The sequence below is a fragment of the Pragia fontium DSM 5563 = ATCC 49100 genome, from assembly GCF_900112475.1.
In the GTDB taxonomy this organism is placed as follows: domain Bacteria; phylum Pseudomonadota; class Gammaproteobacteria; order Enterobacterales; family Enterobacteriaceae; genus Pragia; species Pragia fontium.
Genome location: NZ_FOLW01000007.1, coordinates 148,748 through 173,925, shown reverse-complemented (window position 1 = coordinate 173,925; position 25,178 = coordinate 148,748). Strand labels below are relative to the sequence as shown.

The window sequence follows — 25,178 nt, the reverse complement described above, 5'->3', positions numbered from 1 at the left end:
TTCAAAAGTGTGTATTAGGTTGGATTTATTTTAAAAAAATGTTACTTCCGAGATAGGCAAGTGCAATATCAGCTCGTATAATCAGCCGCGAATTATGTACTCCTACAATGATTTAGCGAATAAATTTAACTACAATAAAACGGTGATTTATCACTCAGAGGTGAATATGTCTACTGAACGTACTTTTTCAATCCTAAAACCCAATGCAGTAGCGAAAAATGTGATTGGCTCTATTTATTCACGCTTTGAAAATGCGGGATTCACGATCGTTGCAGCAAAAATGTTACACCTGAGCAGAGAGCAGGCCGCTGGTTTCTATGCGGAGCATGATGGTAAGCCTTTCTTTGATGGTCTGTTAGACTTTATGACATCAGGGCCAGTCGTTGTGCAAGTTTTAGAAAGTGAAAATGCGGTGCAGCGCTATCGTGATTTGATGGGAGCAACTAACCCAGCAAACGCATTGGCTGGTACATTACGTGCAGACTATGCGGATAGCATGACGGCCAATGCGGTACACGGTTCGGATTCAGCCGCTTCAGCCGCACGTGAAATTGCTTATTTTTTCAGTGATGATGAGATCTGCCCACGGGTTGGTTAATTTTGCACTGAATAAAAGGTCAGTAATGCAGGTTACTGGCCTTTTTTAATGTAAAGATTCATGGGGTATTGGTGATGGGGCAGCGGTAAAAATCATTGGTTATCAGTGCTAATACCGTCGTTGGTTGTGCAACCGTTTTCGTCAGGCCGTAGGTTTGATTTTTACTATACTGATGTCCATAGAAACTTTTAACTAAAAGCATTACAATATATCGGCACAACGCCCTGTTGGGTTTATCTTTTCAGGGTATAATTTTAACATTCTTTAATTTCTCTAGATTTTCTAGCGCCATAAAGTGTAATAACGAGGCCTTTGTTAATATGTCCGCAACTATTTCTACGTCATCTGAAGAGCGCATCAGCGCGACTAATCCATCAGAAAAAATTAATTTACTGGATCTTAATCGTCAGGCAATGCGCGAGTTTTTTGCTTCCATTGGCGAAAAGCCGTTTCGTGCCGACCAAATAATGAAATGGATTTATCAGTTTGGTTATGACGATTTTGAGCAGATGACGGATATTAATAAAGTCTTACGTGCCAAGCTGCAACAAATCGCAGAAATTCGCGCCCCAGAAGTGGTAACAGAACAACGCTCATCTGATGGTACGATTAAGTGGGCTATTGCTGTCGGCGATCAACAGGTTGAAACGGTATATATCCCAGAGGAAGATAGAGCAACGCTTTGTGTGTCATCTCAGGTTGGGTGTGCTCTGGAGTGTAAATTCTGTTCAACGGCTCAACAGGGATTTAACCGTAACCTTCGGGTTTCTGAAATTATTGGTCAAGTATGGCGTGCGGCTAAAATCATTGGTCCGGCCAGAGTAGCTGGCCAGCGCCCGATTACCAATGTGGTGATGATGGGCATGGGCGAACCCCTGCTGAATTTGACGAATGTGGTGCCAGCGATGGACATTATGCTGGATGACTTTGGCTTTGGTTTATCTAAACGTCGGGTGACGTTATCAACCTCCGGTGTGGTTCCGGCGCTTGATAAGCTGGGTGAAATGATTGATGTGGCATTGGCGATTTCTTTGCATGCGCCGAACGATCAAATTCGTGATGATATTGTACCGATCAATCGCAAATATAATATTGAGACCTTTTTAGCTGCCGTTCGTCGGTACTTAGATAAATCCAATGCTAATCAGGGCAGGGTGACCGTTGAGTACGTGATGCTGGATCATATTAATGATGGTACAGAGCATGCGCATCAATTAGCCGAGTGTTTAAAAGATACGCCGTCGAAAATTAACCTGATTCCGTGGAACCCGTTCCCGGGGGCGCCTTATGGTCGCAGCTCCAATAGTCGAGTAGATAGATTCTCTAAGGTATTGATGGAATACGGTTTTACCGTGATTGTGCGTAAAACTCGTGGTGAGGATATTGATGCTGCCTGTGGTCAATTAGCCGGCGATGTGATTGATCGCACCAAGCGTACGTTAAAAAAGCGAATGAACGGCGAACCAATTTCGGTAAAAACTGTCTAAAATGTGATATCTTACATATATATATGTCATTGAAGTGTTGAAGTCATACTAAGGCTGTAAGAACAGGGAGAGTGATTACAATGCGGAAAATGTTGTTATCTACATGGCTTTTTATCGGATTATTAGGGGGCTGTAGTCCCAAAGATTTAGATAAAAATGGAATAGATAAACAACAGGCGGCGCATAGTCGACTAACTTTAGGTATGGCTTATTTGGAAATGGGTGATTTACCCGCGGCTCGAACAAATATTGAACGAGCCATGCAGTATGCTCCACAGGACTATCGTCCCCAGTTAGGAATGGCGCTCTACTTGCAGAGCGCAGGTGAGACTGAACTGGCAGAGTTACGTTATCAACAGGCGCTACAATTGGCCCCTGATAATGGCGAAGTACTGAATAATTACGGTGCGTTTCTCTGTGGTTTAGGGCAGTATGATGCAGCTCAGCAGTATTTTGAACGTGCAGAAAGGGTAGATGGTTTGGCTGGTAATGTCGCGAGTCTGGAACAATCAGGCTATTGTTTATTACAGGCCGGTCAGATTGATGAAGCCCAAAAAAAGCTGAGCCGTGCATTAAAACAGGATTCAAAGAAGGGTGAACGTTTATTAAAAGTATCAGAACAATACTTTCAGCTAAAAAAGCGAGCAGAATCGTTAGCTTTGTTAAGCGTTTATCGGCAGGCTTTGCCCGCCAGTGCTGAAAGTATATGGATACAGATTCAATTTGCGGCGTCAGATAACCGCTTGGATGACGTACAACGTTATGGCAAGCAACTGGCGCGAGATTTTTCACAGTCAAAACAATACCAATTATTCTTAGCTCATGAATACTGATGCACCAAAAGAACAGACTCCGCTAGCTGAAATCGGTCTCCGACTCAGTGAAGCCAGAAATGCGTTGAACCTCAGCCAACAAGTTGTGGCTGAGCAACTACGTTTGAAAGTGACCACGGTTCGGGAGCTGGAAGCGGGGTTAAATCCTCTCGATCTCGCCCCTACGTTTATCCGGGGGTATATTCGTTCTTATGCCAGGCTGGTTCACATCCCGGAAGATGAGTTGATTGCATTGCTACCTAAGGCCCAGGTAGAAAAGAATATTGTTGAGTCAAACCGCATTAAAGGTTTTACCCTGAGTAAGGGGCGTAAAAAGCTGGATCGTTGGCTCACGCTATTTACCTGGTTGATTATTTTTGTGGTGCTTGGACTGACCGGGGCCTGGTGGTGGGAGAGTCACAAGGCACAGCAGAGTGATATCACTGCGTCCAGCAATGGGTCAGTAAATCAAATTTTAATCCCTACTACGCAGCCGGAAACCACCCCAGCTCCGGTGCCGACACCGACCGCTAACAGCGCTAGCCAAACTCAAACGAGTACTACCGCGGCACCAGACGCGACGGCTACGCCTTCTACGGTTAATTCCAACCAGACTGCCAATCAAAGCGTAACGCCAACATTAGAACAGGCGGTAGCGGCGCAGGTTGCTGAGTCTCAGGCAGCGACTGGAGTCATGGCACCTCAAGTGCAGGATGGTAATGATATTTATATGACCTTCACCGCCGATTGTTGGGTTGAAGTGATTGATAGCCGCGGTAAGAATTTGTACAGCGGTTTGCAGCGTAAAGGTGGAAAACTATCGCTGACGGGTCAGGCTCCTTATCGCGTGAAGCTGGGAGCACCGGCTGGAATCGATATTATATACAAAGGCAAACAAGTAGATTTGAGTCAATACAGAAATTCTAATCGTACTGCTCGCCTAACGTTAGCGGCTGAATAATCAACAATGTTCACACAGCCGTGGTTGTTTTCGTGGAGAGCTTATAATGCATAATGAAACGCCGATAGTTCGTCGTCAGTCAAAACGTATTTATGTTGGTAATGTTCCTATCGGTGATGGGGCTCCGATTGCGGTGCAGTCAATGACGAACACGCGCACAACGGATGTTGATGCGACGGTTCAACAAATCGAGTCACTTCAGCGTGTTGGCGTAGATATTGTCAGAGTTTCTGTTCCAACTATGGACGCGGCAGAAGCGTTTAAACTTATTAAGCAGCGGGTATCCGTTCCTTTGGTGGCTGATATCCACTTTGACTATCGTATTGCGCTACAGGTAGCAGAATACGGCGTTGACTGTTTGCGTATTAATCCCGGAAATATTGGTCGTGAAGACCGCATTCGTGCGGTAGTTGACTGTGCTCGCGATAAAAATATTCCTATTCGCATCGGTATTAACGGCGGGTCGCTGGAAAAAGATATTCAGGAAAAATATGGTGAACCAACGGCTGAAGCGTTGGTTGAATCCGCATTACGCCACGTTGAAATTCTGGATCGCATGAATTTCGACAACTTCAAAGTCAGCGTTAAAGCCTCGGATGTTTTTTTGGCGGTTCAATCATACCGACTGCTGGCTAAACAGATTGTGCAGCCTTTGCATTTAGGGATTACCGAAGCTGGTGGTGCGCGAAGCGGTTCAGTTAAATCAGCCATTGGCCTTGGTATGCTGTTGGCTGAAGGTATTGGTGATACGCTGCGTATTTCATTGGCTGCCGATCCAATCGAAGAAGTGAAGGTTGGCTTTGATATCTTAAAGGCGCTGCGTATTCGTTCTCGTGGCATCAATTTTATTGCTTGCCCCACCTGTTCCCGTCAAGAGTTTGATGTTATCGGCACGGTAAACGCGCTGGAACAGCGTCTGGAAGATATTTTGACGCCGATGGATGTGTCAATTATTGGCTGTGTGGTTAACGGTCCTGGCGAAGCGCTGGTATCGGATATCGGTGTCACCGGTGGTCATAATAAGAGCGGTTACTATGAAAATGGTGAACGTCAGAAAGAACGTTTTGATAACGATAATATGATCGACCAACTGGAAGCGAAAATCCGCGCCAGAGCCAGCGTGCTGGATAAATCCAAGCGTATAGACATTCGTGAGGATTAAAAAGATTCAACACGATATGAGCGGTAATCAGTAAAAAGATAGACTTAGAGGGCGGTATTACTGTGTAATAACCGCCTGTTTGCATTGATGTGGAGTGGGTATACCTCCTATAATCATCAAAATTTTAAAGATATAGAGAAACTGACGTGGCCAAGAAAATTCAAGCCATCCGCGGAATGAACGACTATCTGCCTGAAGAAACGGCGCTCTGGCATCCTATCGAGCGTATTCTTAAGCAGGTTCTTGCGAGCTATGGCTACGGTGAGATCCGTACTCCGATTGTAGAGCAAACCCATTTATTTCAACGCGCAATTGGTGAAGTGACCGATGTCGTTGAAAAAGAGATGTATACCTTTGACGATCGTAATGGGGACTCTTTGACGTTGCGGCCTGAAAATACCGCAAGTTGCGTACGTGCCGGTATTGAGCATGGTCTGCTTTATAATCAGGAACAGCGTGTTTGGTATATTGGGCCAATGTTCCGCCATGAGCGTCCACAGAAAGGACGCTATCGTCAGTTTCATCAGATAGGTGCTGAGGTTTTTGGTCTACAGGGTCCGGATATTGATGCTGAGCTGATTATGCTTACCGCCCGTTGGTGGCGCGAATTGGGTATCTCCGAGCATGTCACGCTGGAGCTAAACTCTATCGGTTCACTGGAAGCGCGTAGCCGCTATAAAGAAGCCTTAACGGCCTATCTGGAACAGTTTAAAGATAAGCTGGATGAAGATTGCCAGAGACGTATGTATACCAATCCTATGCGCGTTCTGGACTCTAAAAATCCTGATGTTCAGGCGCTGTTGAATGATGCTCCTGCGTTGCACGATTATTTGGATGAAGAGTCAAAACAGCACTTCAGCGGTTTGTGTGCATTTTTAGATAACGCTGGGATTGGCTATAAAATCAATCCGCGTTTGGTTCGTGGTCTGGATTACTATAATCGCACCGTATTTGAATGGGTAACCAGCAGTCTAGGTGCTCAAGGTACAGTGTGTGGTGGTGGTCGCTACGATGGTCTGGTTGAACAGATGGGTGGTCATGCGACGCCGGGTGTCGGTTTCGCTATGGGCATGGAGCGCTTAGTGCTGCTGGTTCAGGCGGTGAATCCTGACTTTAAGGCAGATAAAGCCGTAGACGTTTATCTGATTTCATCTGGCGAAGGTACGCAAATGGCCGCCATGAGTTTGGCTGAGGTTGTGCGCGATACTGCTCCGCAGCTGCGTCTGATGACCAATTACGGCGGCGGTAACTTCAAGAAGCAGTTTGCTCGTGCTGATAAGTGGGGCGCACAGGTTGCTCTGGTATTGGGTGAGAATGAAGTTGCGGCTGGGCAGGTGGTAGTGAAAGATCTGCGTAATGGTGAACAACAAACGCTGGCGCAAACTGAAGTCGCAGCATATTTAGCAACATTGATCGGTTAATCAAGAGGGACACCGTGGAAATCTATAACAATGAAGATGAACAGCTAGATGCGGTACGCAACTTCTTCCGTGAAAACGGAAAAGCGATCGTTGTTGGTGTCGTTTTGGGTATCGGTGGTCTGTTGGGATGGCGTTACTGGCAATCTCATCAGCATCAAAGCTTAACCACGGCCTCGATCTCTTTCGATCAGGCGATGTTGCACAGTGATAATATTGCCAATCTGGAGTCATTTATTCAGGCAAATGATAACACCTATGGTGTTTTTGCCGCCATGAAACTGGTTCAGGATTTGGTTGATAAAGGTGATTTTGCCAAAGCCAAGCAACAATTGCTGTGGGCACAAGGTCATACTAAAGACGATAATTTATTGTCAGCCATCAATCTGCGTTTAGCGCGTATTCAACTGCAGGATAAGCAGTTTGACGATGCACTGAAAACGCTGGGCACCGTACAAAAAGGTGGATGGTTTGCACAGGCTCAGGCAATTCGTGGTGATGTTTTAGTCGAAAAAGGTGATGAGAAAACTGCTCGTGAGGCGTATAGCCAAGCATTAGAATCTAATCCTTCGCCGGTACTGAAAGAACTGCTGCGTATTAAACTGAACAATCTGGCCGCGTAAGGGGATGTGAATGAAGTTACGTAGAATTTTTTGCGTAGGATTGCTGTCTGTAACCATGCTGAGTGGTTGTTCACTGTTTGGTGGCGATGATGATGCAGTAAAAATGTCTCCATTACCAAAAGTGGAAAATCAATTCTCTCCGAAGAAAATGTGGAGTTCCTCTGTCGGTAATGGTATTGGCGAATACTATTCTCATTTGCGTCCAACATGGCAAGACGGTCGTATTTATGCGGCTGCGCGCGATGGCGTGGTTAAAGCTATGGATGCCGATAGCGGCAAGCAGATTTGGAAGACAGATTTGACCGATAAAACCGGCTTTTTCTCTTCGTCCAAGTCTCCGATGTTATCCGGCGGGGTCACGGCAGCGAATGGCCACCTGTTTATTGGTAGCGAAAATGCGGTTGTATATTCTCTGAATAGCGAAGATGGTGCTGTTGCATGGAGAACGATCGTCGGTGGGGAAGCGATGTCCCGTCCGGTAGTTAGCAATGGCGTGGTATTAATTCATACCACTAACGGTTTGTTGCAGGCGCTGAATGAAGCTGATGGTAGCATCAAGTGGACGGCTAACTTGGGTATGCCACTGCTTTCTTTACGCGGTGAGTCTTCTCCGGCTGTCGCTCATGGCGCAGCACTGGTTGGTGGCGACAATGGCCGAGTGAATGCGGTACTGTTGGAACAAGGGCAACTGATTTGGCAACAAAGTATTTCTCAGCCAAGTGGTGCAACGGAAATTGACCGTTTAGCCGATGTTGATAGTTCTCCGGTTATTGTCGGCAATGCGGTTTATGCTCAGAGTTATAACGGTAGCTTTGTTGCTCTGGATCTGCGCTCAGGCCAACTGATGTGGCAGAGAGAGATGGGTTCAGTGAATGATTTTGTTATCGAGGGCGATCGGGTTTATCTGGTCGATCAAGATGACCGTGTTGCTGCCCTGAGCTTGAACGGCGGAACTATTCTGTGGAAGCAGAATGATTTACTGCACCGTGGACTTACTCCTGCTGCGCTGTTTAACGGTTATGTTGTGGTTGGTGATTCAGAAGGTTACTTACACTGGATGGACAGCAATAACGGACAGTTTGTGGCTCAGAATAAAGTTGATAGTGACGGTTTCCTCTCCGCGCCACTTGCTGCCGGCGATCGGTTAGTGATTCAGGCTCGCGGTGGTGACGTTTACTCATTTAGCCGCTGAGTATTATTTATCGATCGGCATGAGACAGTTTATATCATGCCCGTAGCAAACGGCTCCTGACATCAGGGGCCGTTTCGTCTTATATAAAGCTAATGGCGAATTTAAAGTTATTAGCTAAGAATCATAGAGTTATAAAGAAAGAGGCTTTAATCATGATCCCTGTTATCGCGCTGGTCGGGCGTCCCAACGTGGGTAAGTCCACGCTATTTAACCGCTTAACGCGTACTCGTGATGCATTGGTCGCTGATTTCCCAGGCTTAACCCGCGACCGTAAATACGGTAAGGCTGAGGCTGCCGGACATGAGTTTATCGTTATTGATACCGGTGGTATTGATGGCACCGAGGATGGGGTTGAAACCCATATGGCAGAACAATCCTTGCTGGCGATAGAAGAGGCGGATGTTGTTCTGTTTATGGTTGATGCCCGTGCTGGATTAATGCCGGCGGATCAGGGGATTGCTCAGCATCTGCGTATGCGTGAAAAAGCCACATTTTTGGTCGCCAATAAAACAGATGGTCTGGATCCTGATAGCGCAGTAGGCGATTTCTATGCATTGGGTTTAGGTGAGATTTATCCGATTGCCGCTTCTCATGGCCGAGGCGTAACTTCACTGATTGAGCAGGTATTAGGCCCAAGCGTTGAGGAAGTCGTCCCTGCTGAAGATGAAGACCCTGAGTTTGCCGATATCGGTGATGACGTTTGGGATGAAGAGTTTGATGAAGAAGGGCAAGAAGAGGAGTCAGATTCCTCTTATTTGGAAAACCTGCCAATCAAACTGGCAATTGTTGGTCGACCAAACGTGGGTAAATCAACGCTGACCAACCGGATTCTGGGTGAAGAGCGAGTCGTTGTATACGATATGCCGGGTACTACTCGCGATAGTATCTATATTCCGATGGTGCGTGATGAGCGTGAGTACATACTTATCGATACTGCCGGGGTGCGTAAGCGGGCGAAGGTCACGGAAACCGTTGAGAAGTTTTCCGTGATTAAAACCCTGAAGGCGATTGAAGATGCCAACGTTGTTTTACTGGTTATTGATGCGCGTGAAGGCATTTCCGATCAGGACCTGTCCCTGTTGGGCTTTATTATCAATAGTGGTCGTTCGTTGGTGATTGCGGTCAATAAGTGGGATGGTTTGTCACAAGAAGTTAAAGAACAGGTAAAAGAAGTCTTGGATCTGCGTCTTGGCTTTGTTGATTTCGCCCGGGTTCATTTTATCTCTGCCCTACACGGTAGCGGCGTGGGTAATCTGTTTGAATCGGTGCAGGAAGCTTATCGCTGTGCAACACGCCGAGTGAGTACCTCCTTACTTACGCGTATTATGCAAATGGCTCAGGATGACCATCAGCCACCTCTAGTGGGCGGACGTCGTGTGAAGCTGAAATATGCTCACGCCGGTGGTTATAACCCACCAATTGTGGTGATTCATGGTAATCAGGTGAAAGATCTGCCGGATTCCTATAAACGCTATTTGATGAACTACTTCCGCCGTTCGCTGGAAGTGATGGGCACGCCAATTCGTATCCAGTTTAAAGAGGGTGATAACCCGTTTGCCGGACGCCGTAATAAGCTAACAGCCACCCAACAGCGTAAACGCCGTCGTTTGATGCAGCATATTAAGAGTCGTGGTAAATAAGGTTTAAGAGAGTAAAAAAATATTTTTAGCTAGATTGATAACAGAAATATAAATAGTCAAACGACAGGAGAGATTTCCGTGGGGGTCGTAGCAGCGAAAGCTGCCGGAGTGCCCGTAGGAAATGTAGGCCTGTCGCTCTCTATAGCTGAGTACTAATGGTCTGCCGGCTAAGCACAATAGTGATATTCGTGCATTGTTTTTACAGCCGGAATGTCCATTGAAGTTAATTTAAAAGAATCAGTTAGTTAAAAGGCGCCAATGGCGCCTTTTTTAATTACTGACTTAATTTCAATGTTACCGATTAACTGGCTTCAGGCCGATGATGTGGCGTGAGGTTGTTGTCAGTATCAGTCGGCGATAATTCAAAATCCGTATCGGTTTGAATCGGATCATCCGTCAGTTCTGACTCGGTGTCGGTTTCTTCGGTTATTGTCATCATCTCATCTTTACGTAGAGAATCGACCAGTTCAGACACTTCCTCATCCGCTACGCCAAGAACTTTCAGGGCTTCCGCACCGATATGCAGGCTGCTTTCCAGGGTTTCAACCACAACCCAGTTAGCACCGGCTTCCAGCAGTTTATCTTTGAGATCCCTATCCAGTACCCGAGCCAGTATCTTCAGCATTGGATAAAGAGAGCGCAGGGTAGATACTGCTTTTAGCGCGCTGGCGTTATGGTCGATAGATACAATCACCATTTGCGCCTGTTCCACGCCAATGACGTTTAGCAGCTTAGGATCGGTAATATCGCCAAAGTAGGCTGGAATATTCTCTTTCTGCGCTTTTTTCACTACTTCCGGATTTTTATCAATCACGATATGCGGGATAGATGAATCCAGCAGCATTTGCGCTAATACATGACCGGTATCTCCGTAGCCTGCCACCACCACTTTGGCATTATTAGCGGCCTCTTGTGGCGTTAGCGCATTATCAATTTCGGCCTGCACATTTCTTCTGGTTAGACGACAGCCAAAGGCATAGAGGCTTGGGGTAAATGCCATACTGACCGAAATAACGCCGATGCCCATGATAAACATGGTGTCATCAATGACGCCAAAGGCTTTAGCTACACCGAACAGGACAAAACCGAACTCGCCACCCTGACATAGCAGGAAGGCCACTTTGGTAGAAGCCTCTTTGGAGGTACCAAACAACATAGATAGCAGGAATAGAATAATGATTTTGACCAGCAGGATCACCGCAACATTACTGACGAACAGGAACGGCGTTTGAGCCAGCGTGGCGAAATCGATCGACATACCAACCGAGATAAAGAAGATGCTCATCAGCAGGCTTTTAGCTGACTCTACGCTGGCATGGATCTGGAAGCCATATTTCGAGGTGGAGAGCATCATACCCATGATAAATGCACCCAGCGCCATGGATAAACCGAAGTGATCCATTACATAGGAAGCCAGTACTACGGCGAACATCACAAACAGTGAAAAACTCTCGCGATAGCCTTTTCTGGCCATCCGATTCAAAATCCACGGCACAACCCAGCGGCCAAACACGATAACCACTAACAGGGCGCCGATAACCGAGATGGTCTGCATCCACATCGGCGAGTCATCAGGCAGTACGGCGATTTTATCCGAAAGTAGTGGTACCAAAGCCAACAAGGGGACGATGGCTAAATCCTGCATCAACAGAATAGCAAAACCAATCCTGCCGTGCTCACTGGAGAATTCATTGTGTTCTTGTAATATCTGAATAACAAATGCCGTTGAGGAAAGGGCCAACGTTAAGCCGATAATAACGGCAGCATTGATCGGGTTACCCAGTAAATAGAAATAAGCGCCAATTCCGGCACCGCAAAGCAAAATTTGTAGCGAACCTAAGCCGAATACCACGCGGCGCATGGCCCATAACCGTTTTGGCTGCATTTCCAGTCCAATGATAAACAGGAGCAAAACAATACCAAATTCGGAAACGTGCAGAATATTATCGACGTGTTCTTTAACAATAATCTTACCTGGCGTGTAAGGGCCAATGATAACGCCGGTAATCAGTAGGCCGAGAATGGAACCCAGACCGATCTTTTTTGATAATGTAACCGTGACAGCAGCAACAAATAAAATAATGGCAAGTAACAGAAGAAGATCATTCATATGGAGGTCTTCCTTTGGTTACTGAAAGGGTAGTTCCTGTTTTCAGGGAATAGCTATCCATGGCGTAATGTTCCTTATCGCGTGATGATGGAAATTGATGAGTTACAGTGTTCAGCCTCAGGTTAATAACGGGCATGGTTACTGACTTTGTGTTGGATATTATACTCAAATGTGGCTGTTTCGTGCAGGCGATTTTTAGAAAAACTTTATAAATTATTCATTGGATCGCTAACAGGTGCCGGTAAGCGTTTTATTCACGCGGGTTTGCCGTTTTGATGCTTAATTCAGAATGACTAAAAAAAACGTCAAATTCCACCAGATAGCGGGTGATTGCGTGACTTTTACGGATATATCAGCATACTATTCATATTCAACGGTTGGGGTCTAAAGGTGTAGTTGTAAATAATGTCGTGGGAAACATGGAGTTTTGCTTTCAGCGTCACCGTACCTAATTTACTCATGCTGATTATTGGCATCTTAATGCGTGGTTTTCGCCTTGTCGATGATAATTTCTGCGATGCCGCCAGCCGACTGGTGTTCAATCTAGCCTTACCCTGCCTGCTGTTTTTTAGTATCGCCACTAACCATAGCAGCTTTCAGCAATACGCCCCGTTAATGCTTTATGGTGCATTGAGCACCATTGCGACATATTTGTTGCTGGAGTTTGCCGCGCCATTTTTGGTAAAAAACCCACGTGAGCGAGGTATTTTTGTTCAGGGAGGATTTCGGGGAAATGCGGCGATTTTAGGCGTTGCCTATTGTTCAATGGCCTTTGGTAGTGAAGGTGTGGCTATTGCTTCATTTTATATTGTGATAACGGTAATACTTTTTAATGTGTTATCGGTGGTCACGCTAACGCGCAGTTTATCCACTGGGAGCAATGGTCGACCTGATTTCCTCAGCGTGATGCGCGGCGTTATCACTAACCCTCTGATTATTGGTATTCTATTGGGATTACCTTTTTCCCTGTTTTCAGTTTCATTACCAGAAGTGTTGGTACATACCGGGCAGTATATTTCAGGTCTGGCTTTACCGTTGGCGTTGTTGTGTACCGGTGCAAGTCTGGATTTTCGCGCTATGTTTAGGGCATCTAACGTTGCGGTATTAGCCTGTATTGCGCGCATTGTGGTCATCCCCGGGCTGCTGTTTTTAGGCGGATGGCTAATTGGCTTTCGGGGTGTTTCATTAGGGGTTATATTTTTATTGTCGGCAACGCCAACCGCTGCCGCCAGTTATGTGATGACCCGTGCTATGGGCGGTAATGCAACGCTAGCCGCCAATATTATTGCGATGACAACGTTAGGATCGTTTTTTACTACGGCACTCGGTTTGCTGTTCCTGAGAGGAAGCGGACTGATTTAGAGAGGATGTCATATGGAAGCTTATTGTCCCCATTGTCACCAGGCTCTGCTTTGGCAGCAGGGTAATCTTTATCATTGTGAAGCATGTCATAAGACCTACCAACAAGTTGCTCTTTGCCCGGACTGTAATAAGCCACTAGAAAAAATGCAGGCCTGTGGTGCCGTTGATTATTTCTGCCAGCACGGTCATGGCCTTATCTCTAAAAAGCGCATCTCATTACGCTATACGGAGCAAGCTTGAACGACGTGATGTTTGAGCGTTACCTAAAAGGCTGGGGGCTTAAGCCGGATGGTGTCCCGCGAATCACGGAGAGTAGCTATTTAATGCCGGTGCGTTTTGGTGCTATTCCAGCCATGTTGAAAGTGGCTGTTTCAGCGGAGGAGATTCGGGGTAATGGTTTGATGTCGTGGTGGAATGGTAAGGGGGCCGCTCCGGTATTAGCTTATGATCGACAGGCTATTTTGTTGCTTCGGGCACTGAACCCGATTTCTCTTAGTGAAATGTCCCGGAACGACGATGATGATCGAGCCTGCCAAATTATTTGTGCGGTTATCGATGAACTTCACTATCCACAAGCCGCAGTGTTACCTGAATTGATGCCATTATCTCAATGGTTTGCTGGATTAGCCCCTGCGGCGAAGCAACACGGTGGAATATTGATTGATGCGCTGAGCGTTGCCAATCAACTGCTGACAACTCCGCAAGGGGAAGTGGTACTACACGGGGATATTCATCATGAGAATATTCTCGATTTTGGTGAGTTGGGATGGCGGGCGATTGATCCCAAGGGATTAATCGGAGAACGCGGTTTTGATTATGCCAATGTCTTTTGCAACCCGTTGGGCTGTGAGCCTTCAGCAGAACAATTCCACCAGCGCTTGGCGCTGATAAGTCGTTATGCCAGACTGGAGCCGAGACGCTTACTGATGTGGATTCTTGCCTGGTGTGGTTTGTCAGCCAGTTGGTTTCTTGAGGATGGTGAAGATCCTAAAATACCGTTAGCGGTTGCCCGATTGGCTCAGGCTAAATTGACTCAAGCATAGCGGGGGCTGTGGGACATCTCTGGCTACTGTTTTCCGAGCTTGTTGATTTCGCTAACGCTGCTTTCCACCCAGCCATCGCTAAGGCGGGTTTTTAATTTATCGCCTACTTTTACCTGTCTGGTTTTTTTCAGCGTAGCACCGTCATTGGTGCTGGTAACGCTATAGCCGCGCGCGAGGGTTGCCAGAGGGCTAACGGCTTCCAATTGAGAATAGCCAACGCTGAAACGCTGTTTAGCCTGATTCAGTTGCCTTTCCATCACCTGCTGCAACTGATAGCTAAATTGCTGTAGCTGCTGCTGGCTGCGCTGTACTCGCATTTGTGGCTGAGTTTGCATCAGACGTTGCTGCAACAATTCGGTTTGGCGCGAATGTCGGCGTAGCCGCAGTTGGATGCCGTCTTCCAGACGATTTTGTAACTTCAAGAGCGTCGTCTGTTGGCGGGAGAGCCTAAGCTGAGGATGCTGTTGCTGTAACCGACTATCCTGACGAGCCAAGCGTTGGCGTAAGCGAGAAAAATAGTAGTCCATCGCCATTTCCAGCCGCTGTTGCTGGGATTGTAGTTGTCGAACTAATTCAAGTTGATTACGGCTCACCATTTCTGCGGCAGCGGAAGGCGTGGGTGCCCTCAGGTCGGCGACAAAGTCAGCAATGGTGACGTCCGTTTCATGGCCAACGGCGCTAACCACCGGAATGTTACTGTTGGCAATGGCGCGTGCCACGAGTTCTTCGTTAAAACACCACAAGTCTTCCAGCGAACCGCCGCCTCGACCGACGATTAGCACGTCGCATTCATTACGCTGGTTAGCCAACTCAATGGTACGGGCAATCTGTAATGTCGCATCGGCACCCTGAACCATGGTGGGATAGATAATCACCGGTAGTGAGGGATCGCGTCGCTGTAGGATATGCAAAATATCGTGCAGCGCGGCACCGGATTTAGACGTAATAATACCAATGCAGGTTGCCGGTGAAGGGAGCGGCCGTTTACGGCTCTGTTCAAACAGGCCTTCATCAGACAGCCGCTGTTTAAGCTGTTCAAACCTTTGCTGTAATAGACCATCTCCGGCAGGCTGCATGCTTTCTGCAATCAGCTGATAGTCACCGCGCGGTTCATACAGGGTGATTGAGGCGCGAACTAAAACCTGTTGGCCGTTTTGTGGCTGGAACGTGGTTTTACGGTTAGCGGTGCGGAACATGGCACAGCGTACCTGAGCACGATCGTCTTTTAGTGTAAAATACCAGTGCCCGGAAGAAGGCTGGGAAAAGTTGGATATTTCCGCAGACAGCCAGATTTGCCCCATCTCCATTTCCAATAGCTGACGGACCGTTTGGTTTAAACGGCTGACGGTAAAAATAGGTGGTGAAGAGGGTAATAACATGTGATGGAGATCAAACCCTAAAACAAAGACTTAATCTATCGATACTACATAGCTATCGTGGCTAATCAAGTATTTTTTGAAAAAAATGTGGTATCAAGCAACATAGCTCTGTATAATGCCACGGCAATATTTTATCTGTTTCTAAACCCCTAACCCGGTGAGATATTGCCCATGCTACGCATTGCTAAAGAAGCCCTAACATTCGACGACGTTCTACTCGTCCCTGCCCATTCGACCGTATTACCTAACACTGCTGAACTATCAACGATGTTGACCTCAACAATTCGTTTGAATGTTCCTATGCTTTCAGCCGCTATGGATACCGTGACTGAAGCTAATCTGGCTATCGCTTTAGCCCAGGAAGGCGGTATCGGATTTATTCATAAAAATATGTCTATTGAACGCCAAGCGGAAGAAGTCCGCCGGGTGAAAAGACATGAAAGCGGTATTGTTACCGATCCAATTGCCGTTAGCCCTGAGACCACCGTTCGTGAAGTGAAAGAAATGGCGCTGGTTAACGGATTTGCCGGTTATCCGGTGGTGGCAAAAAATAATGAACTGGTTGGTATTATTACCGGGCGTGATGTGCGCTTTGTAACTGACCTTGATCAACCCGTCAGCGGACTGATGACGCCAAAAGAGCGTTTGGTAACGGTCAATGAAACCGAAGCTAAAGATCGCGATGTGGTTTTTCAAAAGATGCATGAAAAGCGTGTGGAGAAAGCGTTGGTTGTTGACAGCAAATTCCACCTGCGCGGCATGATTACGGTTAAGGATTTCCAGAAAGCAGAGCGTAAGCCTAACGCGTGTAAAGATGAGCATGGTCGCTTACGCGTCGGTGCTGCGGTAGGCGCCGGTGCTGGTAACGAAGAACGTGTAGCTGCGCTAGTTGAAGCAGGTGTAGACGTTTTACTTATCGACTCGTCCCATGGTCATTCTGAAGGGGTATTACAGCGTATTCGTGAAACCCGCGCAGCTTATCCTGATCTACAAATCATTGGCGGTAACGTGGCGACGGCGGCAGGCGCATTGGCTCTGGCGCAGGCCGGTGTTAACGCGGTGAAAGTCGGTATTGGTCCTGGCTCTATCTGTACCACACGTATCGTAACCGGTGTTGGTGTGCCACAAATTACTGCGATTGCCGATGCGGTTGAAGCCGTTGGCCACTTAGGTATTCCAGTTATTGCCGACGGCGGTATCCGCTTCTCCGGTGATATTGCGAAAGCGATTGCTGCTGGTGCTTCCTGTGTCATGGTGGGTTCAATGTTAGCCGGTACTGAAGAATCTCCGGGTGAGATTGAACTGTATCAAGGGCGTTCATTTAAATCATACCGTGGTATGGGCTCATTAGGTGCGATGTCCAAAGGCTCTTCAGATCGTTACTTCCAGACGGATAATGCTGCTGATAAGCTGGTACCGGAAGGTATTGAAGGTCGCGTAGCTTACAAAGGTTATCTGAAAGCGATTATTCATCAGCAAATGGGCGGACTGCGTTCTTGTATGGGCCTGACTGGCTGTGGCACGATTGATGAACTGCGTACTAAAGCGGAGTTTGTGCGTATTACCGGTGCCGGTATTCAGGAAAGCCACGTACATGATGTGACGATCACTAAAGAGTCGCCGAACTACCGTATGGGTTGATTCAGATAAATTCTGAACCCCAATGAAGTAAAACGAGAGGGTGAGTTAGCAAAATTCACCTCTCGTATTCTCCCTGCCAACACGGCTATAATACCGGGAAATTTCTTCTTGTCCGGCCTGCTATCAGGCCTCACATTACCGTTTTTGGAAAGCGATACATGTCAAAAAACATTCATCAGCACCGCATTCTGATTCTGGATTTTGGTTCTCAATATACCCAGTTAATTGCCCGCCGCGTACGTGAAATCGGCGTTTATTGTGAACTTTGGGCGTGGGACGTTAGCGAAGCGCAAATTCGTGAATTCAATCCAACAGGCATTATTCTGTCCGGTAGCCCGGAGAGCACCACTGAAGCCGGTAGCCCGCGAGCTCCGGAGTATGTGTTTAATGCAGGTATTCCTGTATTAGGCATTTGCTATGGTATGCAGACGATGGCAATGCAGCTTGGTGGTCAGGTTCAGGGTTCTGACGAACGTGAATTTGGTTATGCCAAAGTTGATATTATCAATGACAGCGAATTTGTTCGCGATATCTGCGATGCTCTCTCTGCGGACGGTAAACCACAGCTTGATGTGTGGATGAGCCATGGTGATAAAGTGACGGCGATTCCAGCCGGCTTTAAAGCCGTTGCCAGTACTAATACCTGCCCGTTTGCCATTATGGCGAACGAAGAGAAGCACTTTTACGGTTTACAATTCCATCCTGAAGTGACGCATACCCATCAGGGTTTAAGCCTGTTAAAACGCTTTGTGCTGGATATTTGTGGCTGTGAGGCGTTATGGACTCCTGCGACAATTATTGATGATGCGGTTGAACGTATTCGCCAGCAAGTGGGCGAGGATGAAGTTATTCTTGGCCTGTCTGGTGGCGTTGACTCTTCCGTTACCGCGATGCTGTTACACCGTGCCATTGGCAAGCGTTTAACCTGCGTATTTGTGGATAACGGCCTGCTGCGTCTGAATGAAGCAGAGCAGGTCATGGAAATGTTTGGTGACCGTTTTGGCCTGAATATTGTGCATGTTCCGGCTGAACAGCGCTTCTTGAGCGCATTAGCGGGAATTGACGAGCCAGAAGCTAAACGTAAAACCATCGGTCGAGTATTCGTTGAAGTCTTTGATGAAGAAGCTTCTAAACAGACCAACGTAAAATGGCTGGCTCAGGGCACGATCTATCCTGATGTTATTGAGTCTGCTGCATCGGCTACCGGTAAAGCTCACGTGATTAAGTCTCACCATAACGTCGGTGGCTTACCGGAAGAGATGAAGATGGGGCTGGTAGAACCGCTGAAAGAGCTGTTCAAAGATGAAGTTCGTAAGATTGGTTTAGAACTGGGTCTACCTCACGACATGCTGTTCCGTCATCCATTCCCGGGCCCAGGCTTGGGCGTTCGTGTTCTGGGTGAAGTGAAGAAAGAGTACTGTGATCTGTTGCGTCGCGCTGACGCTATCTTTATTGAAGAGCTGCATAAAGCGGATCTGTACAATAAGGTGAGCCAGGCATTTACCGTGTTCTTACCTGTGCGTTCGGTTGGCGTGATGGGCGATGGTCGTAAATATGATTGGGTGGTTTCACTGCGTGCAGTTGAGACTATCGACTTTATGACCGCGCACTGGGCGCATTTGCCATATGACTTCTTGGGGCGGGTATCTAACCGCATTATCAATGAAGTAAATGGTATTTCTCGTGTGGTTTATGATATTTCCGGGAAACCGCCAGCGACGATTGAATGGGAATAAGCTTATAGCGTTCCACTAAGTCTCAGGAAGACTAAAAAACCCAGCTTTATCATTATGATGGCTGGGTTTTTTGTTTGGTAAAATAGGCATGTTTAGTCACACGGAATAGTATGTTTTCTATGCTATTCACTCAGCGCATGACGATCGACAATTCAGCACTACCGCTGACTTTTCCTGTCATGCCTGTCCCTTTTGAATACAGTGTATAGGTTACTGGATAATTAAAGTTAGCTGCGGATTGCGTACTGTCAATACTACCAATATCAATATACTGACGGTTAAATGAGACTGGTTTGGATGTGCCATTAACATTGATATCCATTGTTACATAGGCTCCGGCAGTCCCCGCGCTGTTATTTAGATTGACCTGATTGTCATTACCAGAGTAATACGCCAGATTTGTACGAGCCATTAATGAGAGTGTGGCTGCAATTTTATTTTGTGATTGTTGACAACCAACGGATAAATTAACGGTTTTGGCCGCCAGTAATTGGTTTGCTGCGGCATTAGCAGGTTGCGGACCGAAATCAATCAATGTGGGAGTGGTTAAGGTACATGCTAAATCGCTAACGACAGTGGACCAAGATCCGGTACTGACTAAAATATTTTTTGCATATTGTGCCGGTGCAATTCTGGGATTTTGAATAACCATTTTTAAAGGATAACTCAAACCAGCAGTTGAGGACGTGACTTGCTGACCTGTTCCATAAATCAAAATCCGGCCAGTTGCGGTTACATTATGAGTCATAATGACATCAACAGATGAACTTGGCGAGGATTGGTAGGGTTGCAATATACATGAGGTATATTCACCTAAATTATCACTGGTAGATGAACCGTAACCAGTAAAAATACCGGTCACTGTATCGGAGTTCCCCCCCCAGGTTCGCTTATCAACATAGGTGATTTCAGGAACTAACATCAGCGTACCTGCGGTATTAAATTTAATTCCTTTAACGCCGTCAATTTCCATCATTAGTGACTGATTACAGCTGGCCCCATCTTGGAAAAAGGCTAACAGGACGTAACTAGATGGCTGAGTTGCCCAGTAATTTGATGTTCCTGTTAGCGTCGCCGAAATGTTTGAATCAAGAATGCCCACTAATCCTCGTCCATTCTGAATGATGGTCGCAGACAGTGTTACAGGCGTATACATTGCCATTAGCAGACAGAATGCTGCTTTCCATTTTGTTATGGGATTAATATAATCCATTGCTTTATCTATTAATTTAAAAAAAATCATACTCTATCCTAATGAGTCGAACAGCTATTTATGTTAGCTGGGTTTTCTTTGTGCTTGATTAAGGTAATACGCCAACATGACATGATTAAACGGTAGGCTATTCGTATATGATTTAGCACTTTACAGTTTAGTTGGTTATCAAGGTAAACGTTATTGATACCAGACAATAACTCGTAGCGACACCAGCATGACTTTTGCTAACCAATTAAATAGCAACATGTTTAAGCTTCAATTATTTTTAAATTGGCTATTGCCATTTACAAGTAGGGTATTTCAAGAAACAAGCATAAGATCACCGCCGAAACTGGCTGTTTAGAGCGTTTCGTTGAGGTAAATATAATGTCTGTATTCAGTGATGTTCCATGTTTGATAATATCATAAACCTGAATGCTACTATATTCAATTAGCGATGAATAAATAATTATGGTACTTATCGGAGATGAAAGGTTGGCTGAAATATTGAAGTCGTCATTTGGGGCGTAATTGAGTATGAATTTCTATTGAAATCATTATGATGGAAACTACTTAAAATCAAATAATCTTTATTTTTATTTATAGTGTAGAGAAGCTGAAAAATTGTTTTAATTTTAGATTATCCATATGATTTTATTTGTTATTTTAATTTTTCATCATGCGTTGAGTTTAGTGGTGTAAATATTATTTTAAGCCATATTAATGTAAAGATAAATTTAACTAATTGATTGTGAATAGCGTTTCCCTTCACGTATTTCTATATAAATATATAAGGCACAGCTATATTAATTACTGGGCCTTATATATGTGGGGAGTAGGTAAAATTAACAGGGATTGATTATAACAACCTTGTTCTTCTTATCTTGAGCAATCTAAAAATGAACAACTGCCCACATCATTTTTGATGCTGCATTTTATCAGCAGATATTATTGAACAAGGCTAATATCAATTCTTTTCATGATCCCTTTCTCTTCCACTTCGACCGACGTTTGATACGGCTCATTTTGCTTACTTGCCGTTATGATTTGTTGAAAATCAAAACCAACCTGTTTGAGCTCAGAGAGCGCGGCATTGGGTGCCGCTATATTTAAAAACTGAATAAATGCCACAGGAACCATAAAGGATTCATCAAGTTTATCGTGAATATACTTCTCAACTTTTAATTTTCTCATTTTGTTATTCCTTCTGTTTACCTTTGAGCTATCCATTAGGTTGGTGATTGATTTACCGCCGTTTGGCGTATGCCTGAGCGCTTTAAGTGGTGACATCAATCTCCCCATATGATTGATATCTTGGCATTGATAGTACTAACTAGACTGACGGTCAGTCAATTGATTTGTGAGGATGATTTTATTGAGGTCTAACTATCCATTTGTAGATTTGGGGATTTGTGTTGTGCTGTTAATTAAAGAGGGGGGAGGCTGAAAAGAGTATTGCTCGAATCGCTGAGCTTAAAAAAACAGCCAGTCGCTGGTTTAGCTGACTGGCTGTGTTATTCATGTCATCGCGCTTACTGTTTTTGTTTTTCTGTCACAAACAACATAGCAACAATACCCACAACGGTTATGACCGCAGCGCAATAGAAACCGGTGTTTAGGCTGCCGGTTTTGTCCGCCAGAAAACCCGTCATAATTGGGGCGACGATTGACGATGCCATACCGAAGAAGTTATACAGCCCGAAAGCGGTACTCAGTGAGGCTTTTGGCGCATTATCGGCCACCAGTGCGACCAATACTGGGTTCAGACTGATTTTACCGATAAAGCCATACAGAATCAGAACGGCAATCAATGTAGCTTCTGAGGTTGAATAAACAATGCCAAAAATAGCGACTAATGATAACGGTAGCATAAACAGAACAACCGGCTTTCTTCTACCCATCTTATCGGAGGCATAACTACAGATTAACGTCCCTATTACAGAAATCCATGGAACAATGGAAGCAATACCAGCGGCTTTAACGATATCCATACCGCGTTCTTGCTGTAGGTAGTAGGGTAGCCAGGTAATAATTACAAAGAAGCCGTAGATCGAGCAGAATATGGTGATGTAGGCTAACAGCAGGTTGCGGTTTTTAAACAGATCCCAGAAGCTGAAGGCTTCTGCGGGTTCTTGTGCTTTTGCTGTATTGACGACGGGCTCGGTCACCGGTGCTTTTTCTTTAATGAAAAACAGCATCAGCATGGCGATAGCAAAAATAGGAACGGCAATCACCAAAAACGGCATTTTCCATGAAGTATTAAACGTCTGAATCATGGTGCTGGATAAGTAGTAACCGATGGCGATACCAAAGGACATACCACTACCGATAATGGCGCTACCCAGCGTAATCCATTTTTTCGGAATAGCTTCAGATGACAGGGCATACTGTGGACCATAATAGGCACCCTGTGAAGCACCGGTCAGCATCCATAAGACGATAAAAATAAGAAACGATGGAGAAATACTGATAGAAGCGATGAAAATGGCAAATAGTACAAAGCCCTGAACCATAATTTTCTTACGGCCGACTTTATCCCCAAGAATACCCGCTGGAATTTGTAGTGCAGTATAGGCCAGAAAGAACAAACTGCTGATCATGCCGAGTTCTGTTTTTGATAGTCCGAAATCAGTCTGGATCATCGGCATTATGGGGCTAAGAACGGTTCTTCCCGCGTAGATGGCGACCCAACCGAGGAAGAATATAATGACCATTCTAATCCAGTAGGGCATCAATGTATTTTTACTATTATTATTCATAAGGCATTCCTTTATAGCAGGTTTTAATAGGTAGGAATTAATGGAATTATATTTATTGTTCTAAATGTAACCTTTTCATATTTCTCCTAAACTCAAGGGAGAGGAAAGTATTGCGTATATAGAGAAAGTAATGTTTTTAGCACGGATCGTGTGTGATGGGGATCAATTGCTGATTATTGGTTAGTTTAATTTGACAGTCAGCGCTCTATTTTTAAATATAATTGACTTATATGGCTGGTTTTTCTATAGCTTTATGTATTTAAATGATTTTTTAATTTTATTTGATATTGCTTCATCAATAAAATAATTTTTAATTATCAAAAAATTTTATCAACGATACAGAATTAAATTAATTTTTTGGTATTTAGAAGGTTATATCGCAGAGACAACATTTCCTACCTCCCTTATTGGCAGGGTAAATCGATAAAGGAATAAGCCAGTCATAGAGGCTGCCGCCGATCACATTTTTTTGTCATGATATTATTTAATCTATCGGTGACGTTATATTACTTTTTTGTTTTGGGTTTGTTTTTCAGGGAGATATTTTATGTTCAGACAAGGTTTACTGTTGATCGTGTTCTTGTGTAGCACTTCTGTTTTAGCCGCAGAGTATTGGATTGATGTTCGTATACCGGAACAATATCAATCTGAACATATTCAGGGTGCGATTAATATTCCACTCAAACAGTTAACTGCTGAAGTGGCTAGTCAGGTTAAAAACAAAGACGATACGGTTCATCTTTATTGTAATTCCGGGCGCCAATCGGGATTGGCTCAACAGGCGTTGTTAGAGATGGGTTATACCAACGTGCTTAATGAAGGCGGCATTAACCAGATAGCGCAGCCGAAAATCAGTCAATAATACTGATTTTCGGTGTGGCCCTAATAGGGAGCTGCGGTAACTAATATCGATTATTTTTCTACGAGTTGCCGCCAGCCCTGCTTAAGCTGTTCAGCGTTAGAAACGCTATTGCAACTCGCAGGATATTCTTTTCCGGCTTTAGCCAGTTCAATGATATTTTCTGATTTGCACAACACTGTCTGGCCTTTGGCATAGCCTTGTAGATAGGCTTGGCGATTGATATCTTCTTCGCCATACCATTCGGACAGAACCGTATCCTCTTTTATATCGTTGCCCGATGCGGCTTCCTGATAGCCAATATCAAACCATTTAGAGGTCGGGGCATGAGTCTCTAGATCGCCAGGCATGGTGCCTTCAGAAGAACAACCGGTCAGGGTTAGGGTAAGGATCAATGCGATAATGTCTTTCATCTTATAGCCTTTGGTGAGCCTTTATTTGCAAAACTATTCAGCGCAGCAGGTCGTCATATTTTACACAATGCCCAACTGTTCTTTTAGCGGTTTTAAGTAACGCCGGCTGACAGGAATATGTTTACCTGCCCGGGTAATGACTTCGGCAGCACCATTATCCAATAGTTGAATTTCGCTGACTCGATCGAGATTAACCAGATGTTGACGATGGCAACGAGCAAAGGGCGTTTTTTCTTCCAGTATTTTCAATGTGAGCTGAGTATAGCCGCTTTGGTGAATACCAACGACATGTACCCCACTGATTTCTGAACTGAGATATTCAACTTCTTCCAGACGAAGTAAAAAAATACGATTGTGCCCATAACAAGGAATATGTTTTAGTGCTATATCACTCATGATGTGTAAACTATTGTTTACAGATTTGGCGTTTTTTAACCGCTCAATGGTTTTAGATAGCCTTTGATAATCGATGGGTTTCAGCAGGTAATCAAAAGCATCTTGCTCGAAAGCTTTGATGGCATATTCATCATAAGCGGTCGTGAACACAATATGCGGCATGGTGGCGGGATCGAGCATTGCGGTCATCTCTAATCCGCTAATTCTTGGCATTTGAATATCTAAAAAAACCACATCCGGCTGTAGGCGGTGAATCGCCTGAATAGCTTCCAGAGCATTGCTGCACTCGCCTACGACAGTGAGGTCGTCTACTTCAGCAAGTAATTCAGCCAATTCTTCTCTGGCCGGTTGTTCATCATCAACAATAAGCGCTCTAAACATATTTCCTCCAC

The 25,178-nt window shown here is 45.3% G+C and carries 22 protein-coding genes; 15 read left to right on the top strand and 7 right to left on the bottom strand.

Translation table 11 applies throughout. The features are described 5' to 3' along the window. Window positions 1–166: 166 nt before the first annotated feature. The 9 genes from ndk (at window position 167) to der (ending at window position 9,893) form a co-directional block, all read left to right on the top strand. Window positions 167–598: a nucleoside-diphosphate kinase gene (gene ndk, locus BMZ28_RS11775; RefSeq protein WP_047782737.1), complete on the top strand. Its 432-nt coding sequence runs from the start codon at window positions 167–169 to the stop codon at window positions 596–598. A gap of 320 nt (window positions 599–918) precedes the next feature. Then, entirely contained in the window at window positions 919–2,085 is a 1,167-nt protein-coding gene (gene rlmN / locus BMZ28_RS11770; RefSeq protein WP_074823416.1) for a dual-specificity RNA methyltransferase RlmN, read from the top strand. A gap of 80 nt (window positions 2,086–2,165) precedes the next feature. Beyond that, complete coding sequence (pilW, locus tag BMZ28_RS11765) at window positions 2,166–2,918, top strand: type IV pilus biogenesis/stability protein PilW (protein ID WP_248296102.1); 753 nt, start codon at window positions 2,166–2,168, stop codon at window positions 2,916–2,918. Beyond that, window positions 2,908–3,858 (top strand): cytoskeleton protein RodZ, encoded by a 951-nt coding sequence (rodZ, locus tag BMZ28_RS11760; protein ID WP_074823413.1) that lies wholly within the window; start codon window positions 2,908–2,910, stop codon window positions 3,856–3,858. Before pilW ends, rodZ begins: the two co-directional genes overlap by 11 nt. Before the next feature lie 46 nt (window positions 3,859–3,904). Then, window positions 3,905–5,020: a flavodoxin-dependent (E)-4-hydroxy-3-methylbut-2-enyl-diphosphate synthase gene (ispG, locus tag BMZ28_RS11755; protein WP_047781707.1), complete on the top strand. Its 1,116-nt coding sequence runs from the start codon at window positions 3,905–3,907 to the stop codon at window positions 5,018–5,020. A gap of 146 nt (window positions 5,021–5,166) precedes the next feature. After that, window positions 5,167–6,441: a histidine--tRNA ligase gene (hisS, locus tag BMZ28_RS11750; protein WP_047781706.1), complete on the top strand. Its 1,275-nt coding sequence runs from the start codon at window positions 5,167–5,169 to the stop codon at window positions 6,439–6,441. 14 nt (window positions 6,442–6,455) lie between these two features. Beyond that, complete coding sequence (locus BMZ28_RS11745) at window positions 6,456–7,061, top strand: YfgM family protein (RefSeq protein ID WP_047781705.1); 606 nt, start codon at window positions 6,456–6,458, stop codon at window positions 7,059–7,061. Between the two features lie 10 nt (window positions 7,062–7,071). Further along, a complete protein-coding gene (gene bamB / locus BMZ28_RS11740) occupies window positions 7,072–8,253 on the top strand; it encodes an outer membrane protein assembly factor BamB (RefSeq protein ID WP_047781704.1) in 1,182 nt (393 codons plus the stop codon). 152 nt (window positions 8,254–8,405) lie between these two features. Next, entirely contained in the window at window positions 8,406–9,893 is a 1,488-nt protein-coding gene (der, locus tag BMZ28_RS11735) for a ribosome biogenesis GTPase Der (RefSeq protein WP_074823410.1), read from the top strand. A 301-nt stretch (window positions 9,894–10,194) separates the two neighbouring features. On the opposite strand, the gene BMZ28_RS11730 is transcribed toward der, so the two are convergent. Then, on the bottom strand, window positions 10,195–12,003 hold the full coding sequence (locus BMZ28_RS11730; RefSeq protein ID WP_074823406.1) for a monovalent cation:proton antiporter-2 (CPA2) family protein: 1,809 nt from the start codon (window positions 12,001–12,003) through the stop codon (window positions 10,195–10,197). A gap of 405 nt (window positions 12,004–12,408) precedes the next feature. On the opposite strand from BMZ28_RS11730, the gene BMZ28_RS11725 reads away from it, so the two are divergent. From BMZ28_RS11725 to BMZ28_RS11715, 3 genes are read left to right on the top strand one after another with little or no spacing between them, the layout of a single operon-like run. Further along, window positions 12,409–13,365 carry an AEC family transporter gene (locus BMZ28_RS11725; protein ID WP_074823404.1) on the top strand — a complete coding sequence of 319 codons (957 nt, stop codon included), beginning with the start codon at window positions 12,409–12,411 and terminating at the stop codon, window positions 13,363–13,365. 12 nt (window positions 13,366–13,377) lie between these two features. Next, window positions 13,378–13,605 carry a zinc ribbon domain-containing protein gene (locus BMZ28_RS11720; protein ID WP_047781701.1) on the top strand — a complete coding sequence of 76 codons (228 nt, stop codon included), beginning with the start codon at window positions 13,378–13,380 and terminating at the stop codon, window positions 13,603–13,605. Next, a complete protein-coding gene (locus tag BMZ28_RS11715; protein ID WP_083399684.1) occupies window positions 13,602–14,408 on the top strand; it encodes an aminoglycoside phosphotransferase family protein in 807 nt (268 codons plus the stop codon). Before BMZ28_RS11720 ends, BMZ28_RS11715 begins: the two co-directional genes overlap by 4 nt. Before the next feature lie 23 nt (window positions 14,409–14,431). Here BMZ28_RS11715 and xseA read toward each other — a convergent pair whose 3' ends face one another. Further along, on the bottom strand, window positions 14,432–15,787 hold the full coding sequence (gene xseA / locus BMZ28_RS11710) for an exodeoxyribonuclease VII large subunit (protein ID WP_074823400.1): 1,356 nt from the start codon (window positions 15,785–15,787) through the stop codon (window positions 14,432–14,434). A 171-nt stretch (window positions 15,788–15,958) separates the two neighbouring features. On the opposite strand from xseA, the gene guaB reads away from it, so the two are divergent. Both guaB and guaA read left to right on the top strand, forming a co-directional pair. Further along, window positions 15,959–17,428, top strand: a complete 1,470-nt coding sequence (gene guaB / locus BMZ28_RS11705) for an IMP dehydrogenase (protein ID WP_074823397.1) — start codon at window positions 15,959–15,961, stop codon at window positions 17,426–17,428. A 158-nt stretch (window positions 17,429–17,586) separates the two neighbouring features. After that, on the top strand, window positions 17,587–19,164 hold the full coding sequence (gene guaA / locus BMZ28_RS11700; protein ID WP_047781697.1) for a glutamine-hydrolyzing GMP synthase: 1,578 nt from the start codon (window positions 17,587–17,589) through the stop codon (window positions 19,162–19,164). 130 nt (window positions 19,165–19,294) lie between these two features. On the opposite strand, the gene BMZ28_RS11695 is transcribed toward guaA, so the two are convergent. The 3 genes from BMZ28_RS11695 to BMZ28_RS11685 form a co-directional block, all read right to left on the bottom strand. Then, the gene (locus BMZ28_RS11695; RefSeq protein ID WP_074823394.1) at window positions 19,295–20,407 is read right to left on the bottom strand and encodes a fimbrial protein; all 1,113 of its coding nucleotides are present in this window, start codon (window positions 20,405–20,407) and stop codon (window positions 19,295–19,297) included. Between the two features lie 900 nt (window positions 20,408–21,307). Then, window positions 21,308–21,649, bottom strand: coding sequence for a hypothetical protein (locus BMZ28_RS11690; protein ID WP_047781696.1), 342 nt, complete (start codon window positions 21,647–21,649; stop codon window positions 21,308–21,310). Window positions 21,650–21,891: 242 nt separating this feature from the next. Beyond that, a complete protein-coding gene (locus BMZ28_RS11685; RefSeq protein ID WP_074823392.1) occupies window positions 21,892–23,118 on the bottom strand; it encodes an MFS transporter in 1,227 nt (408 codons plus the stop codon). 547 nt (window positions 23,119–23,665) lie between these two features. Here BMZ28_RS11685 and pspE point away from each other — a divergent pair. Continuing rightward, window positions 23,666–23,980 carry a thiosulfate sulfurtransferase PspE gene (pspE, locus tag BMZ28_RS11680; protein ID WP_047781694.1) on the top strand — a complete coding sequence of 105 codons (315 nt, stop codon included), beginning with the start codon at window positions 23,666–23,668 and terminating at the stop codon, window positions 23,978–23,980. A gap of 50 nt (window positions 23,981–24,030) precedes the next feature. On the opposite strand, the gene BMZ28_RS11675 is transcribed toward pspE, so the two are convergent. Together BMZ28_RS11675 and btsR are read right to left on the bottom strand one after the other, a co-directional pair. Then, window positions 24,031–24,390, bottom strand: coding sequence for a DUF2799 domain-containing protein (locus BMZ28_RS11675; RefSeq protein WP_047781693.1), 360 nt, complete (start codon window positions 24,388–24,390; stop codon window positions 24,031–24,033). Between the two features lie 60 nt (window positions 24,391–24,450). Further along, window positions 24,451–25,167, bottom strand: coding sequence for a two-component system response regulator BtsR (btsR, locus tag BMZ28_RS11670; protein ID WP_047781692.1), 717 nt, complete (start codon window positions 25,165–25,167; stop codon window positions 24,451–24,453). Between the last annotated feature and the right edge of the window lie 11 nt (window positions 25,168–25,178).

Bases quoted from the DNA above. Each gene is read 5' to 3' on its own strand.
- ndk (WP_047782737.1), top strand. From the start codon at position 167: ATGTCTACTGAACGTACTTTTTCAATCCTAAAACCCAATGCAGTAGCG.
- rlmN (WP_074823416.1), top strand. From the start codon at position 919: ATGTCCGCAACTATTTCTACGTCATCTGAAGAGCGCATCAGCGCGACT.
- pilW (WP_248296102.1), top strand. From the start codon at position 2,166: ATGCGGAAAATGTTGTTATCTACATGGCTTTTTATCGGATTATTAGGG.
- rodZ (WP_074823413.1), top strand. From the start codon at position 2,908: ATGAATACTGATGCACCAAAAGAACAGACTCCGCTAGCTGAAATCGGT.
- ispG (WP_047781707.1), top strand. From the start codon at position 3,905: ATGCATAATGAAACGCCGATAGTTCGTCGTCAGTCAAAACGTATTTAT.
- bamB (WP_047781704.1), top strand. From the start codon at position 7,072: ATGAAGTTACGTAGAATTTTTTGCGTAGGATTGCTGTCTGTAACCATG.
- der (WP_074823410.1), top strand. From the start codon at position 8,406: ATGATCCCTGTTATCGCGCTGGTCGGGCGTCCCAACGTGGGTAAGTCC.
- BMZ28_RS11730 (WP_074823406.1), bottom strand. From the start codon at position 12,003: ATGAATGATCTTCTTCTGTTACTTGCCATTATTTTATTTGTTGCTGCT.
- BMZ28_RS11725 (WP_074823404.1), top strand. From the start codon at position 12,409: ATGTCGTGGGAAACATGGAGTTTTGCTTTCAGCGTCACCGTACCTAAT.
- BMZ28_RS11720 (WP_047781701.1), top strand. From the start codon at position 13,378: ATGGAAGCTTATTGTCCCCATTGTCACCAGGCTCTGCTTTGGCAGCAG.
- xseA (WP_074823400.1), bottom strand. From the start codon at position 15,787: ATGTTATTACCCTCTTCACCACCTATTTTTACCGTCAGCCGTTTAAAC.
- guaB (WP_074823397.1), top strand. From the start codon at position 15,959: ATGCTACGCATTGCTAAAGAAGCCCTAACATTCGACGACGTTCTACTC.
- guaA (WP_047781697.1), top strand. From the start codon at position 17,587: ATGTCAAAAAACATTCATCAGCACCGCATTCTGATTCTGGATTTTGGT.
- BMZ28_RS11695 (WP_074823394.1), bottom strand. From the start codon at position 20,407: ATGATTTTTTTTAAATTAATAGATAAAGCAATGGATTATATTAATCCC.
- BMZ28_RS11690 (WP_047781696.1), bottom strand. From the start codon at position 21,649: ATGTCACCACTTAAAGCGCTCAGGCATACGCCAAACGGCGGTAAATCA.
- BMZ28_RS11685 (WP_074823392.1), bottom strand. From the start codon at position 23,118: ATGAATAATAATAGTAAAAATACATTGATGCCCTACTGGATTAGAATG.
- pspE (WP_047781694.1), top strand. From the start codon at position 23,666: ATGTTCAGACAAGGTTTACTGTTGATCGTGTTCTTGTGTAGCACTTCT.
- BMZ28_RS11675 (WP_047781693.1), bottom strand. From the start codon at position 24,390: ATGAAAGACATTATCGCATTGATCCTTACCCTAACCCTGACCGGTTGT.
- btsR (WP_047781692.1), bottom strand. From the start codon at position 25,167: ATGTTTAGAGCGCTTATTGTTGATGATGAACAACCGGCCAGAGAAGAA.